General features: G+C 72.0%; 13 protein-coding genes. 4 read left to right on the top strand and 9 right to left on the bottom strand.

All coding sequences use genetic code 11. From position 1 onward, the window contains the following. Positions 1 to 210: 210 nt before the first annotated feature. Positions 211 to 465, bottom strand: coding sequence for a hypothetical protein (locus OG553_RS24250; RefSeq protein ID WP_405981003.1), 255 nt, complete (start codon positions 463 to 465; stop codon positions 211 to 213). After that, positions 458 to 604 carry a hypothetical protein gene (locus tag OG553_RS24255; protein WP_405981004.1) on the bottom strand — a complete coding sequence of 49 codons (147 nt, stop codon included), beginning with the start codon at positions 602 to 604 and terminating at the stop codon, positions 458 to 460. The genes OG553_RS24250 and OG553_RS24255 overlap by 8 nt, the downstream gene beginning before the upstream one ends. Before the next feature lie 525 nt (positions 605 to 1,129). Between OG553_RS24255 and OG553_RS24260 the strand changes: the two genes are divergently transcribed. Both OG553_RS24260 and OG553_RS24265 read left to right on the top strand, forming a co-directional pair. Continuing rightward, entirely contained in the window at positions 1,130 to 1,312 is a 183-nt protein-coding gene (locus OG553_RS24260; protein ID WP_405981005.1) for a hypothetical protein, read from the top strand. Beyond that, positions 1,299 to 1,766 carry an NUDIX hydrolase gene (locus OG553_RS24265; RefSeq protein ID WP_405981006.1) on the top strand — a complete coding sequence of 156 codons (468 nt, stop codon included), beginning with the start codon at positions 1,299 to 1,301 and terminating at the stop codon, positions 1,764 to 1,766. The genes OG553_RS24260 and OG553_RS24265 overlap by 14 nt, the downstream gene beginning before the upstream one ends. Positions 1,767 to 2,425: 659 nt before the next feature. Here the strand turns inward: OG553_RS24265 and OG553_RS24270 are convergent. The 5 genes from OG553_RS24270 to OG553_RS24290 all read right to left on the bottom strand — a co-directional run bounded on the left by OG553_RS24270 (position 2,426) and on the right by OG553_RS24290 (position 8,703). Further along, positions 2,426 to 3,643 (bottom strand): sensor histidine kinase, encoded by a 1,218-nt coding sequence (locus OG553_RS24270; protein WP_405981007.1) that lies wholly within the window; start codon positions 3,641 to 3,643, stop codon positions 2,426 to 2,428. A gap of 22 nt (positions 3,644 to 3,665) precedes the next feature. Then, positions 3,666 to 4,403 (bottom strand): hypothetical protein, encoded by a 738-nt coding sequence (locus OG553_RS24275; RefSeq protein ID WP_405981008.1) that lies wholly within the window; start codon positions 4,401 to 4,403, stop codon positions 3,666 to 3,668. After that, positions 4,400 to 6,283 carry a phosphatidylglycerol lysyltransferase domain-containing protein gene (locus OG553_RS24280; RefSeq protein ID WP_405981009.1) on the bottom strand — a complete coding sequence of 628 codons (1,884 nt, stop codon included), beginning with the start codon at positions 6,281 to 6,283 and terminating at the stop codon, positions 4,400 to 4,402. Before OG553_RS24280 ends, OG553_RS24275 begins: the two co-directional genes overlap by 4 nt. A gap of 82 nt (positions 6,284 to 6,365) precedes the next feature. Further along, a complete protein-coding gene (gene cobT / locus OG553_RS24285; RefSeq protein WP_405981010.1) occupies positions 6,366 to 7,433 on the bottom strand; it encodes a nicotinate-nucleotide--dimethylbenzimidazole phosphoribosyltransferase in 1,068 nt (355 codons plus the stop codon). 55 nt (positions 7,434 to 7,488) lie between these two features. Then, on the bottom strand, positions 7,489 to 8,703 hold the full coding sequence (locus OG553_RS24290; RefSeq protein ID WP_405981011.1) for a bifunctional adenosylcobinamide kinase/adenosylcobinamide-phosphate guanylyltransferase: 1,215 nt from the start codon (positions 8,701 to 8,703) through the stop codon (positions 7,489 to 7,491). A gap of 182 nt (positions 8,704 to 8,885) precedes the next feature. Between OG553_RS24290 and OG553_RS24295 the strand changes: the two genes are divergently transcribed. After that, on the top strand, positions 8,886 to 9,095 hold the full coding sequence (locus OG553_RS24295; RefSeq protein WP_405981012.1) for a hypothetical protein: 210 nt from the start codon (positions 8,886 to 8,888) through the stop codon (positions 9,093 to 9,095). A 408-nt stretch (positions 9,096 to 9,503) separates the two neighbouring features. Here OG553_RS24295 and OG553_RS24300 read toward each other — a convergent pair whose 3' ends face one another. Then, entirely contained in the window at positions 9,504 to 10,211 is a 708-nt protein-coding gene (locus OG553_RS24300) for a class I SAM-dependent methyltransferase (RefSeq protein WP_405981013.1), read from the bottom strand. 113 nt (positions 10,212 to 10,324) lie between these two features. Beyond that, positions 10,325 to 10,924 carry a DUF3043 domain-containing protein gene (locus tag OG553_RS24305; RefSeq protein ID WP_405981014.1) on the bottom strand — a complete coding sequence of 200 codons (600 nt, stop codon included), beginning with the start codon at positions 10,922 to 10,924 and terminating at the stop codon, positions 10,325 to 10,327. A 262-nt stretch (positions 10,925 to 11,186) separates the two neighbouring features. Between OG553_RS24305 and OG553_RS24310 the strand changes: the two genes are divergently transcribed. Further along, positions 11,187 to 11,981: a PspA/IM30 family protein gene (locus OG553_RS24310; protein ID WP_362468707.1), complete on the top strand. Its 795-nt coding sequence runs from the start codon at positions 11,187 to 11,189 to the stop codon at positions 11,979 to 11,981. The last annotated feature ends 5 nt before the right edge of the window (positions 11,982 to 11,986 follow it).

The following is an 11,986-nucleotide window of genomic DNA, read 5'->3' on the forward strand; positions in this document are numbered from 1 at the left end:
GCCGGGCATCCGGGCCCCTCAGCGTCCCGATTCGGGGCCGAGTGCGCGCCTACCTGCACGAGAGGTTGATCAGAGCGCCGTGCGGAGCGCCCAGGCGCGCCAGATCGCTACGCGCTCCTCATTTCTCGGCGTCCGGCGACCGTCTATGGCTGATACCTGCACGAAAGGACGACCAGGGCAGCGAGGGGAGCCGACGGGCGCGTCAGATCGCTATGCGCTTCTCTGATCTCGGCGGCCGGCGGCCGTCTTGGGCTGGTCCGGGGCGGGTTCGACGTTGGTGGCGGCGGTGGTGAATTCTCGGCCGGAGGCGCCCCGGATGTAGGCGAGCTCCATCCAGCGCTCGATGCCGGTGTCGGAGACGTTCTCATTGATCACAGCCATCAACACGCCTTCGGCGCCCGAGGCGATGTCACGGACACGACGGCGGAGGAGGCGGTGGGGGACGTACTCGTAGCAGTCACTCATCGGACGCCGCCTCAAGGCTGCTGAGGAACCGCTCCCAGCCGACACGGGCCCGGTCGAGGAGTTCCGCGCTGGGCTCAGCCGGCGCCAGAGGCTGCGGCCACGGGACATCCCTGTCGTCGTCGGCGTTGAGAATCTTCATCGGTCCTCCAGTTCAGGTGGCGTCGAACCGATCGTGGATCCCACGTGTGGGCGTTCCCACTCCGTTTGCGGGACGTTTGGGACGCTTCGCCGCTAGCGTCTCCTCCGTCCCGGACGGCCTGTGGAGAGACCTTTGAATCACGCACTCCGCCGCGCGATGGCGAATGCCAAGGTGACGGAAAACAACTCGCAGAAGCCTGCGGGGTGGACGCGAAGACGGTCGGACGGTGGATCACAGAGCCGCACCGCGTTCCTCATGCCCGCCATCGATGGGCAGCCTGTGAGGCACTAGGAGAGGAGGAAACGGCCTTGTGGCCCAACGCCGTTCGATCGGCTCTGACCAGCGGCCCCGACAAGGAGATAGTTCAGGTTTTTCCGTACCGGTCTGCGGCTCCTTCAAGCCTGTGGCGCTCACTGGTGACGAAGGCGCAGCATGACCTGGTGTTCGCTGGCTATACCGACTACTTCTTGTGGCTGGAGCAGGCCAATTGGAGGACGGTTCGAGACGGGCCACGTCAACCTCTCGGTGTTCAGGTTCGACGACGAGATGATCGTGACTCCCATCCTGGCCCGTCAGGTCGGGCACGATTCGCCGATGATGCACCTGCGACGTCGTCAGGCGGACGGCATGTTCGACCGGTTCTCGGCACATGTCGAGGAGCTGTGGAGCCGTGGTACCGACATCAGGGAGAACAATGCCCAGGCGTGACTACGAAGACGACCCCAGCGCCCCGCCGGCGAACAGCCTCGTGCCCGCGGCTTCCGCGGTCGTGGTGGATGACGAGGGCCGGGTGCTGCTCCAGCGCCGCACCGACAACGGAATGTGGGCCCTTCCCGGCGGCAAGATGGACCTCGGCGAGTCCATCGGCGACTGCGCGGTACGGGAAACCCACGAAGAAACCGGCATCACCGTCCAGATCACCGGCATCGTAGGCACCTACACCAACCCTGGCCACGTCTTCGCCTACGACGACGGCGAGGTCCGTCAGGAGTTCTCCATCTGCCTCCTGGCCCGACCCACCGGCGGCGTTCTCCGCACGTCGGACGAGTCTTTTGAAGTCGCTTGGTTCGCACCCCACGAGACCGACGAACTCCCGATGGTCCCCAGCATCCGCAAACGCCTGAACGACTGGCGAGCCGGAAACGGTCCCGTCATCCGCTGAGTCGACCACACACTGCTCCATTTGCCATTTGGTGCAGGCATCAGCCCAGGACGACCGTCGGACGCCGAGATCCGAGGAGCGCGTAGCGATCTGACGCGCCCGGCGGCAGCCTGGGCTGCTCGGTTCGTCCTCTGGTGCAGGTATCAGCCCAAGACGGTCGCCGGACGCCGAGATCCGAGGAGCGCGTAGCGATCTGACGCGCCTGGGGCTCCGGAGGTCGCTCGGGTCGCCTTTTGGTGCGGGTAGCCGCGCACCCGGCCCGGAATCAGGACATCTGAGGGCCTGGATGCCCGGCGGGCCGGCGCCCGGCCCCTCGCCTCATCGCTGCGACACCCGTCCCTTGTCCTCTGGACCGTGCCGTTTCTTCGGGGGTTTCCCGGCAGTCTTTCGGCTTTCCGTGGCGGGTCGGTCTGTCAAGGGTGGAGCGAAGCGACATCGCGTAGCGACGCGACCGAAGGGAGCGCCCTTGACAGGCCGGCCCGACGCGGAAGGACGATGGGACTGACGGGAAGCCCCCAACCTGCTCCGAGACCGCCCCAGGGAGCACCGCCCACCCGGCCACCGGCCCGCAGACGGCGAGGCGGGTGGGCAACTACCGACCGGCCCCCACCCCCTCGCGGGGGAGATAGCGCGCCCGAGCCGCAAGCCCCGTACCCCCCTCACACCGGCAGGATCGCGTGTACCCGGTACCCGCCCCCGTACCGGGGTCCCGCGAAGCAGGAGCCGCCCAGGGCGCCCGTGCGTTCGCGCATGCCGAGGAGGCCGTGGCCGCCGCCCGGGTCGCTCTGGCCCGGGGAGGAGTCCGCCGAGTCTCCGCCGTCGTCCAGTACGGTCACCTCCACCGAGGGGCCGACCCGGACCACGCTGACCTCGGCCCGCGCACCCGGGCCCGCGTGTTTGCGTACGTTGGTCAGTGCTTCCTGGATGACCCGGTACGCCGCCAGGTCCACGGCCGCCGGCAGTGGTTCCGTGCCCGTGCCCAGCTGGACGGTGGCCGCCACCGGCAGGCCGGCGTGGCGGAAGGTGTCGAGGAGTTCGTCCAGCAGGGCGAGTCCTGGCGCGGGTTCCGTCGGGGCTTCCGGGTCGCCGGACTGGCGCAGGAGCCCCACCGTGGCGCGCAGCTCGTTCAGTGCCGAGCGGCTGGCGTCCCGTACGTGGGCGAGGGCTTCCTTCGCCTGGTCGGGCCGTTTGTCCATGACGTGCGCGGCCACTCCCGCCTGGACGTTGACCAGGGCGATGTGGTGGGCCACCACGTCGTGCAGGTCCCGGGCGATCCGCAGCCGTTCCTCGGCGACGCGCCGCCTGGCCTCCTCCTCCCTCGTGCGCTCGGCCCGCTCCGCGCGTTCCCGTATGGCGTCGACGAAGGCGCGCCGGCTGCGGACCGCGTCGCCGGCGGCGGCGGCCATCCCGGTCCAGGCGAAGATGCCGATGTTCTCCTGCGCGTACCAGGGCAGCGGTCCGGCGAGCATCGCGACCCCGGTGAGGCCGGCCATCGTGAGCAGTCCGATCCGCCAGGTGGTGGGCCGGTCGGTGAGCGCGGCCACCGTGTACAGGGAGATGACGGCGCTCATGGCGACGGGTGCCCTCGGTTCCCCGGTGGTCAGTTCCAGCAGGGACAGCCCGCAGGTGACGGCGAGCACGGTACGGGGTCTGCGGCGCCGCAGTACGAGGGCGGCCGCGCCGAGCAGCATCAGCAGCAGGGAGAAGGGCTCGGGGGTGCGGGTGCCGAAGGTGGGGCCGTGGGGCCCGTGCGGGTCGGCGAAGGAGCCGACGACCATGGCGACGAGTGCCCCGAACGCGAGTACGGCGTCGGTGGCGAGCGGATGCGTACGCATCCACTGCCGGGTGGCGGCGAAGGGCCCGAGGTCTGTCGTCACCCGGACACGGTACGGGCTCCCGCTAGAGCCGCGCGGATCCCGGGGGCGTGGGCGAGGAGGGGGGTGCGGGCGGGCGGGGGCCGAGCGGGGCCCGCGAGCGGGCCGGGCCCCACTTGGCGCGGACCACGCACACCACCATGACGGCGGCGATGGCCGCGAGGTGTTCCTTGCCGGCGAGGTTGTTCTTGATCAGCACCTCGCCGATCATCACGAGGATCACCAGGGCCCCGGTGAGGTACGCCCGGTAGCGCCAGCAGACGTAGATGGCGAGGCCGACGACCGCCGCCGACGGCCCGGTGTCGTTGACGATCCGGTCGGACACCGGCAGCCCGAAGGGGTGGTCGGGGCCGAGGGAGAGTCCGACGCGGGCGTACGTGGTCCCGGCGATGGTGGCGACGTATCCGATGAGCAGGGTGCGCCACCAGCCGATGCAGATCTCGGCGATGCCGAAGACCAGCAGGATCTGCGCGAGAGCCCCCCACACGGGCAGGTCGAGGGCGGGGACGAAGAGGGAGAGCGGGGTCCGCAGCAGCGCCAGCCACAGCGGGTCGGCGGCTTTCACGGACCCCAGGTCCTGTACGGGCTGGAAGCCCCAGGGGGTGTTCTGGACGATCTGGAAGACGGAGGTCAGGGCGACCGCCCCGAGGGTCATCGGGGCGGCCCGCCACTTGTCGCGGACGAGCGCGTCCCGCACGGTCAGCAGCAGAGGGCCCCACTCACGGCGGGCGAACTGCCGGACCTCCGTCTTCCACGACGTCAACGAATCGTCTCCAGGTGTTTGCGGTGCAGCCACTTGGGCAGACCGGGAGCCTCCAGGAAGCCCTCGGCCCGACCCGCCGCGATACCGATCCGCAGCAGGTCCGAACTCTTCTCGAAGAGCATGAACCGCGGTTCCCAGATCGGGCGGTATTTGGCGTTGGCCCGGTAGAGGGACTCGATCTGCCACCAGCGGGAGAAGAAGCTCAGCAGCGAGCGCCACATGCGCAGCACCGGACCCGCGCCGAGCTTGGACCCCCGCTCGAAGACGGAACGGAACATCGCGAAGTTGAGCGAGACCTGTGTGACGCCGATCTCCTTCGAGCGTTCGAGCAGCTCGATGACCATGAACTCCATGAGGCCGTTCTCGGAGTCCCGGTCGCGGCGCATCAGGTCCAGGGACAGGCCCTTGGGGCCCCAGGGCACGAAGGACAGGACGGCGCGCAGGTCGCCGTTGCCGTCGGTGCACTCCAGCATCACGCACTGGCCGTCGTCCGGGTCGCCCAGACGGCCCAGCGCCATGGAGAAGCCGCGCTCGGTCGCGCCGTCGCGCCAGTCGTCGGCGCGTTCGAGCAGTACGGCCATCTCGTCGGCGGGGATGTCGGCGTGGCGGCGGATGCGGACGGTGTAGCCGGCCCGCTTGACGCGGTTGTAGGCCTGGCGGACGGTGCGCATGGCGCGGCCCTCCAGGGTGAACTCGTCGGTCTCGACGATGGCCTCGTCGCCCAGTTCCAGGGCGTCCAGGCCGTGCCGGGCGTAGATCTGCCCGGCTTCCTCGCTGGCGCCCATCACGGCAGGGACCCAGCCGTGCTCGCGGGCCTCGGCGAGCCACGGTTCGATGGCGCCGGGCCAGGCCTCGGGGTCGCCGATGGGGTCGCCGGAAGCCAGGGAGACGCCGCCGACGACGCGGTAGGTGACGGCGGCCTTGCCGGTGGGGGACCAGATGACGGACTTCTCGCGGCGCAGCGCGAAGTAGCCGAGCGAGTCGCGGTCGCCCTGCTTGGCGAGGAGCGCCCGCAGCCGCTCCTCGTCCTCGGGGGTGATCGGGTCGACGGCGCGCCGGGAGCGGAACGCCGCGAACAGCACGGCGAGCAGCAGCAGCATCGACATCACGTTGATGGCCACGTCGACCCAGGCGGGCGTGGTGATGGCCCGGTACGCCTTGTCGTCGGGCGCGAGCGTGATCAGCCGCATCACGCCGTACCGCCAGCGCGCCAGGAAGGTGGCGTCCGCGCGGTCGGCGTCGGTGTTGGTGGCGCCGACGATCAGGGCGGCGATCAGCGAGGTGAGCAGCAGGCCGACGGCGGCCACGGCGGTGGCGAGCTTCGGGTTGGAGCGGTCGCCCTTGGCGTAGAACTCGTGGCGGCCCAGGAGCAGGGCGCCGACGAAGGCCGCGGTCAGGGCGAGCGAGACCCAGTTCTGGGCGTGCTGGCGGAACTCGGGGTAGCACATGCTGAGTTCGCCGCTGGTGCAGGGCGCGAAGGCGGCGACCGCGAAGGCCAGCAGCAGCATGCCGCTGACCACCAGGTTCAGGATCCAGGCGGCCCGCTTGCGGCGGCCCATCGTGACCGCGAGCAGCAGCGAGAACAGGCCGGAGGCGAAGCCGGCCGTCAGCAGGTACGGGGTGTAGAAGTCGGCGGTGTTGTGCCGGCGCAGGTCCTGCCCGAGCGACAGCCACACGGCGCTGAGGAAGTTGACGAAGGTGACGATCCGCAGGTACCAGACCGCGAAGGCGGCACCGCGCCGCGACCTGGGAGTGCCCCTGCGGCTCTCCGGCTTCGCGGCCGCTTCCCCTCCCTGCTCCTTCTTGTTGTTGGAACCCTTGCCGGAAGCCTGATCGAGGCTCCGGTCGGTTTCTACGCTGGTCAAGCGGACCTCTCCCATGAAAAGCGATGATATGGGGCGTCACCGGTCCGCAGCGCAGTGCGAGCACTGCGGACTGGTCAGGCCCGTAGTGCCCGGTGTCTCAGTCCGTCGGCTGCTGCGCAGCAGCTCTCTCCGGAAGTTCCGCCGCGAGTGCGGCGGCCGCCTGGACCAGGGGGAGTGCCAGCAGGGCGCCGGTGCCTTCCCCTACTGTGACGCCGTGGTCGAGCACCGGGTTGAGTGCCATCCGGTCCAGTGCCTTCGCCTGGCCCGGCTCCCCGCTGGACTGCCCGGCCAGCCACCAGTCGGGGGCGCGGAAGGCGGCCCGCTGGGCCACCAGCCCGCAGGCCGCCGAAACGACCCCGTCGAGGATGACCGGCGTACGCCGTACCGCGGACTGGAGCAGGAAGCCGGTGATCGCGGCGACGTCGGCGCCGCCGACCGCGGCCAGTAGCGCCGTCTGGTCGCCGAGCACCGGGCGGGCCCGGCGCAGCGAGTCGCGGATGGCGGCGCACTTGCGCATCCAGGCCAGGTCGTCGATCGGCAGTCCGCCGCGGCCGGTGACCACGGAGGCGTCCGTCCCGCAGAGCGCGGCCACGAGCGTGGCCGCCACGGTGGTGCCGCCGACGCTCAGGTCGCCGAGGACGACGAGGTCCGTACCGGAGTCGGCCTCCTCGTCGGCGATCTGGATGCCGAGCCGCAGCGCGTCCTCGGCCTCCTCGGCCGTCAGCGCGTCCTCGACGTCGATCCGGCCGCTGCCGCGCCGTACGCGGTGCCGCACCACGTCCTCGGGCAGCAGCTCCGGGTCGCAGTCCAGGCCCGCGTCCACGACGCGCACGCCCGCGCCGAACCGGGCGGCCAGCACGGAGACCGGGCTGGTCCCGTCGAGGACGGCGCGCACCAGCTCGTGGGCGCTGCCCGCGGGCCGGGCGGAGACGCCCTGGGCGGCGATGCCGTGGTCGGCGGCGAACAGGACGACGCGCGGCCGCTCGATCGGCTTGACCGGGACCTGTCCCTGCGCGGCGGCCAGCCATTCGGCGAGCTCGTCGAGCCGGCCCAGGGCGCCGGGCGGCACGGCCAGCCGCTCACGACGCTCCTCGGCGTCACGTCGGACGCCCCCGTCGGGGCGTTCGATCAGATCGGAGAAGTCGTCGAGATTCAGCGTGGTCATCTGCCAGAGATTACAGCCGCCCGGGCCCTCCCTCAGGGGGTGTACCGGCTCCGCTTCACCTCGGTTGTTCCTTGAGGACGAGAGCCTGCCCCGCGACGACCAGGAGTACGTGCTCGCACTCGCCCGCGACCGCGTTGTTGAGGCGGCCGAGCTCGTCGCGGAACCGCCGTCCGGACGCGGTCGCGGGCACCACGCCGGCCCCGACCTCGTTGCTCACCAGCACCACCGGGCGGCGGCTGGCGCGGACGGCCGCGACCAGTTCGTCGACCCGTGCGCGCAGCACCTTGCGGCCCTCGGAGGCCCACACGGCGTCGTCCCACGCGCCGGCCCGGTCCATGGCGTCGGTGAGCCACAGCGCGAGGCAGTCGATCAGCAGCGGCGGACCGGTCCGCTCCAGCAGCGGCACCAGTTCGCAGGTCTCCACCGTCCGCCAGGTGGCCGGGCGCCGCTCCCGGTGCAGGCCGACCCGGTGGGCCCATTCCGCGTCGCCGTCGCGGGTGCCGCCGGTGGCCACGTAGACCACCTCGGGGAACGCGGCCAGGCGCCGCTCGGCCTCGAAGGACTTCCCGGAGCGGGCCCCGCCCAGCACGAGGGTGCGGCGCGGTACGTCCGGTACCGCGCGGTACTCGCCGGCCGCCACGGTGGTGCCGTCCGGCACGGCCCGCGCCCCGGCGGCGGCGCAGCGGCGGTCGAGCTCCGGGCCGGGCGGGGTGTCGTGGTCCAGGTGCACGGCGATGACGTCGGTGTCCGGGCCGACGGCGCCGCTCGCGCGGAGCCGGGCCAGCGCCTCCGGGCGGCCGAGCACGTCCGCGAGGACCAGGTCGTACGGGCGCTGCGGGTCCCCGTTGCCGGTGCCGGCGGGGGCGCCGCCCGGCGGGAGGTACAGCAGCCGGGCGCCGTCGGGGCCGGTGACCTCGTACCCGGTTCCGGGGGCGTCCATGGGCACGGCCCGCACCCGGTGCCCGCTGATCACCGACAGCTCCCGCCCGTCCGGTACCCGCCCGGCGGCCGGCAGTCCGGGCGGCAGCTCGACGGGGGGCCCGTCGTGCGGGTGCGTGAGGAGCACCTGCCGTACGCCGGCCAGCGAATGCCCCGCCCGGGCCCCGGCCAGCACCGCCCCGGGGGTCAGGTCGAGCAGCAGCGCCCCGTCGACGAGGACGGAGGTCGCGCCGCGGGACCGGCCGCCCACGGAGACCGCGCAGGCGGCGCAGGGACAGCCGGGGCGGGGCAGTCCTTCGGGGGTACCGGTGCCGAGCAGAGTGAGTTCCACACAGAGATCCTCCCGCGTCGCCGGTGGTGGTGCGCGCCCGGCCGGCGCCTGTCGCGTGCGGGCGCGGTGACGATCGTGGCGGGAATCTCCTCCCTCAGGGAGGAACGGAGGTCGATCTGCGGGCACACTCATGGCGAGAAGCGTGAGATCGCGGAGATCGCGGACGAGCAACGGAGGCGGACATGGCGTGGACGTGGCGGTTCGAGGCGGCCGACGGCAGTGAGGTGGCACCGGCGGTGGAGCCGGAGGAGTTCACCACGCAGGGGGACGCGGAGTCCTGGATCGGGGAGGTCTGGAAGGAGCTGCTGGACGGCGGGGCGGAGAAGGTGACCCTCTTCGAGGACGGCGCCCAGATCTACCCGATGAGCCTGAGGGCGGCCACTGAGGCCTGAGGCCTGGCCGGGCGGGGGTTGGGTGGCCGGTGCCGGTGCCGGTGCCGGTGGGCGGGTGCGGGTGCGTTGCCGCTGCGCGGGGCGGGTGCCGGTGCGGGTTGCCTGCGGCGCCGGTCCCCTACCCGCCCTTCCACCGTTCCCAGGGGCTCCGCCCCTGACCCCGGTACGGGCGCTGCGCGCCCGTCGCCTCAAACGTCGGCGGGGCTATGAATAGCCCCGCCGGCGTTTGAGGCGCGGGGGTCCGGGGGCGGAGCCCCCGGGGAACGGGCGAAGGGCGGGTAGGGGACCTCGCCCCGCGCAGCGGCACACCACCCGCACCCAGCACCGGGTCGAGCCCCGCTCGGGAAACGCCGGAACCCCGGGGGAGTACCCCCGGGGTTCCGTAAAGCCCAGCCCAGCCCAGCCCCGCTACCCGCGCACCCCGCACAGGTGCAGGAGCGCCGCCACCCCCCGGTAGGGATCGGTGCGGCCGGCCCGCTCCTCGGCGGCCAGCAGCCGCTCCAGTTCCTCGTCCGGCGGCAGCTCCGCCGCGGCCTCGGTGCCGTCGGTGAAGACGCGGACCCCGTACCAGGTGTGCAGCGGCGCGCCGATGCCGGAGAGCGTCGCCGTCAGGTCGGCCAGCCGGTCGGCCCGTACGTCCAGGCCCAGCCGGTTCGTGTAGTCGACGGTGTCGAAGGCGCCCAGCGCCCCCGCCCAGTCGCCCGCCAGCCCCGGCCGCAGCGCGAGCGCGTCGCCGTTGCGGACCAGCAGGGACAGCAGCCCGCCGGGGGCGAGCATGCGGGCCAGTCCGGCGAGCATCGCGTCGGCTTCCGACACGTACATCAGCACGCCGTGGCACAGCACCACGTCGAAGCTGCCCGGCTCGAAGTGCGCGCCGGTCTCGCGGCCGTCGCCCTCCACCAGCTCGACCCGGTCGCGGATCCCGGCCGGTTCGGCGGCCAGTGCCGCGTGCGCGACCGCCAGCATGGCGGCGTCCTGTTCCAGGCCGGTGACGCGGTGTCCCGCCCGTGCCAGGCGCAGTGCCTGGGTGCCCTGGCCCATGCCGACGTCGAGGACCCGCAGCCGCTGCCCGACCGGGAAGCGGTGCGTGATCTGTTCCTCGACCTGCCGGCCCACGAGTTCCTGGCGGACGGCGTTGCGCAGCCCGCCCAGTCCCTCAAGCCACAGCCGGGCTCCCCCCGAGAAGCCCTCCCCCGACGATGCCCCCGATGCTCCGGGCGTCGCTCCGGTCAGGGCCGCTCTCCGCGCTTGACCTGCGGCTTGGGCAGGCGCAGGCGACGCATCTGGAGGGTGCGCATGAGGCCGTAGGCGACGGCGCCGCGGCGCGGCTCGTTCGCGAAGCGCTCGTTCAGCGCCTTGCGCAGCCGGAACCACAGGCCGATGGAGTCGAGGATGATCAGGACGATCACGCCGAGCCACAGCATCAGCGCGATGTTCTGGATCGAGGGGACCCGGATCATGCTCAGGACGAGGATGACCACGGCCAGCGGCAGGAACATCTCGGCGATCGAGAAGCGGGAGTCCACGAAGTCGCGGACGAACCGGCGGACCGGCCCCTTGTCGCGGGCGGGCAGGTAACGCTCGTCGCCGTTGGCCAGCGCTTCGCGCTGCCTGGCCATCTCTTCGCGGCGACGCTCGCGGGCTCGCTTGGCGTCCTCCTTGCGGTTGCCGGTCGAGGCCACCACGGCCTTGCGCTGCGACTGGGCCACAGCACGCTTCGGCGTCGGGCGGCCCTTCGGGGCCTGCGGGTCACGGGGCTGCGAGGGGCCGGCGCTCACCTTGTCGGTGGCGGAGGCCTTCTCTTCCTTGGAGGAGCGGCTACCAAACACAAAACCCAAGCGTACGTGGTCGGGGCCACGGGCCCCACCCCGGCGGGGAACGATCCGGCAACGGCGGGCGTCTACCGAGTGCGGGCCTCTCTCCGGCACGGGGGATCACCTACTCCTTACGCCTGATACGGCGGCGGGGTACTCGTCCTGGAGGAGGAGCGCATCCGTACTCGAACAGTGCGGTAATAGAGGCAGGGCCCGTAGTGTGGGTCCTGCCGGTGACCTGGAGCACAGTCCGTCTAGAAGGGGGCGCGCGAAGCCCATGAGCGGTGTCATGAAGCGTATGGGGATGATCTTCCGCGCGAAGGCGAACAAGGCCCTGGACCGGGCCGAGGACCCGCGCGAGACCCTCGACTACTCGTACCAGAAGCAGCTGGAACTGCTCCAGAAGGTGCGCCGCGGCGTCGCCGACGTGGCGACCTCCCGCAAGCGCCTGGAGCTGCAGCTGAACCAGCTGCAGAGCCAGTCCGCGAAGCTGGAGGACCAGGGCCGCAAGGCGCTCGCCCTGGGCCGTGAGGACCTGGCCCGTGAGGCCCTGTCCCGCCGTTCCTCCCTCCAGCAGCAGGTCAGCGACCTGGAGGTGCAGCACCAGACCCTCCAGGGCGAGGAGGAGAAGCTGACGCTGGCCGCGCAGCGCCTCCAGGCCAAGGTGGACGCCTTCCGTACGAAGAAGGAGACCATCAAGGCCACCTACACGGCCGCCCAGGCGCAGACCCGCATCGCGGAGTCCTTCTCCGGCATCTCGGAGGAGATGAGCGACGTCGGCCTCGCCATCCAGCGGGCCGAGGACAAGACCGCCCAGCTCCAGGCCCGCGCCGGCGCGATCGACGAGCTGCTCGCCTCCGGTGCCCTGGACGACCAGAGCGGTCTCGGCTCCAAGGACGACATCCAGGCCGAGCTGGACCGCCTCTCCGGCGGTACCGACGTCGAGCTGGAGCTCCAGCGGATGAAGGCCGAGCTGGCCGGCGGCCCGTCCGCCCAGCAGCAGGCGATCGAGGGCGGTGCCCCGGGCACCGCGCAGCCGCACCAGACCCAGCACCGGTTCGACAAGCAGTAGGACAG

It is taken from the genome of Streptomyces sp. NBC_00158, assembly GCF_045160885.1.
GTDB lineage: Bacteria > Actinomycetota > Actinomycetes > Streptomycetales > Streptomycetaceae > Streptomyces.

Coding starts and splice junctions, on each gene's coding strand:
- OG553_RS24310 (WP_362468707.1), top strand. CDS start 11,187: ATGAGCGGTGTCATGAAGCGTATGGGGATGATCTTCCGCGCGAAGGCG.
- OG553_RS24255 (WP_405981004.1), bottom strand. CDS start 604: ATGAAGATTCTCAACGCCGACGACGACAGGGATGTCCCGTGGCCGCAG.
- OG553_RS24250 (WP_405981003.1), bottom strand. CDS start 465: ATGAGTGACTGCTACGAGTACGTCCCCCACCGCCTCCTCCGCCGTCGT.
- OG553_RS24265 (WP_405981006.1), top strand. CDS start 1,299: ATGCCCAGGCGTGACTACGAAGACGACCCCAGCGCCCCGCCGGCGAAC.
- cobT (WP_405981010.1), bottom strand. CDS start 7,433: ATGACCACGCTGAATCTCGACGACTTCTCCGATCTGATCGAACGCCCC.
- OG553_RS24280 (WP_405981009.1), bottom strand. CDS start 6,283: ATGGGAGAGGTCCGCTTGACCAGCGTAGAAACCGACCGGAGCCTCGAT.
- OG553_RS24295 (WP_405981012.1), top strand. CDS start 8,886: ATGGCGTGGACGTGGCGGTTCGAGGCGGCCGACGGCAGTGAGGTGGCA.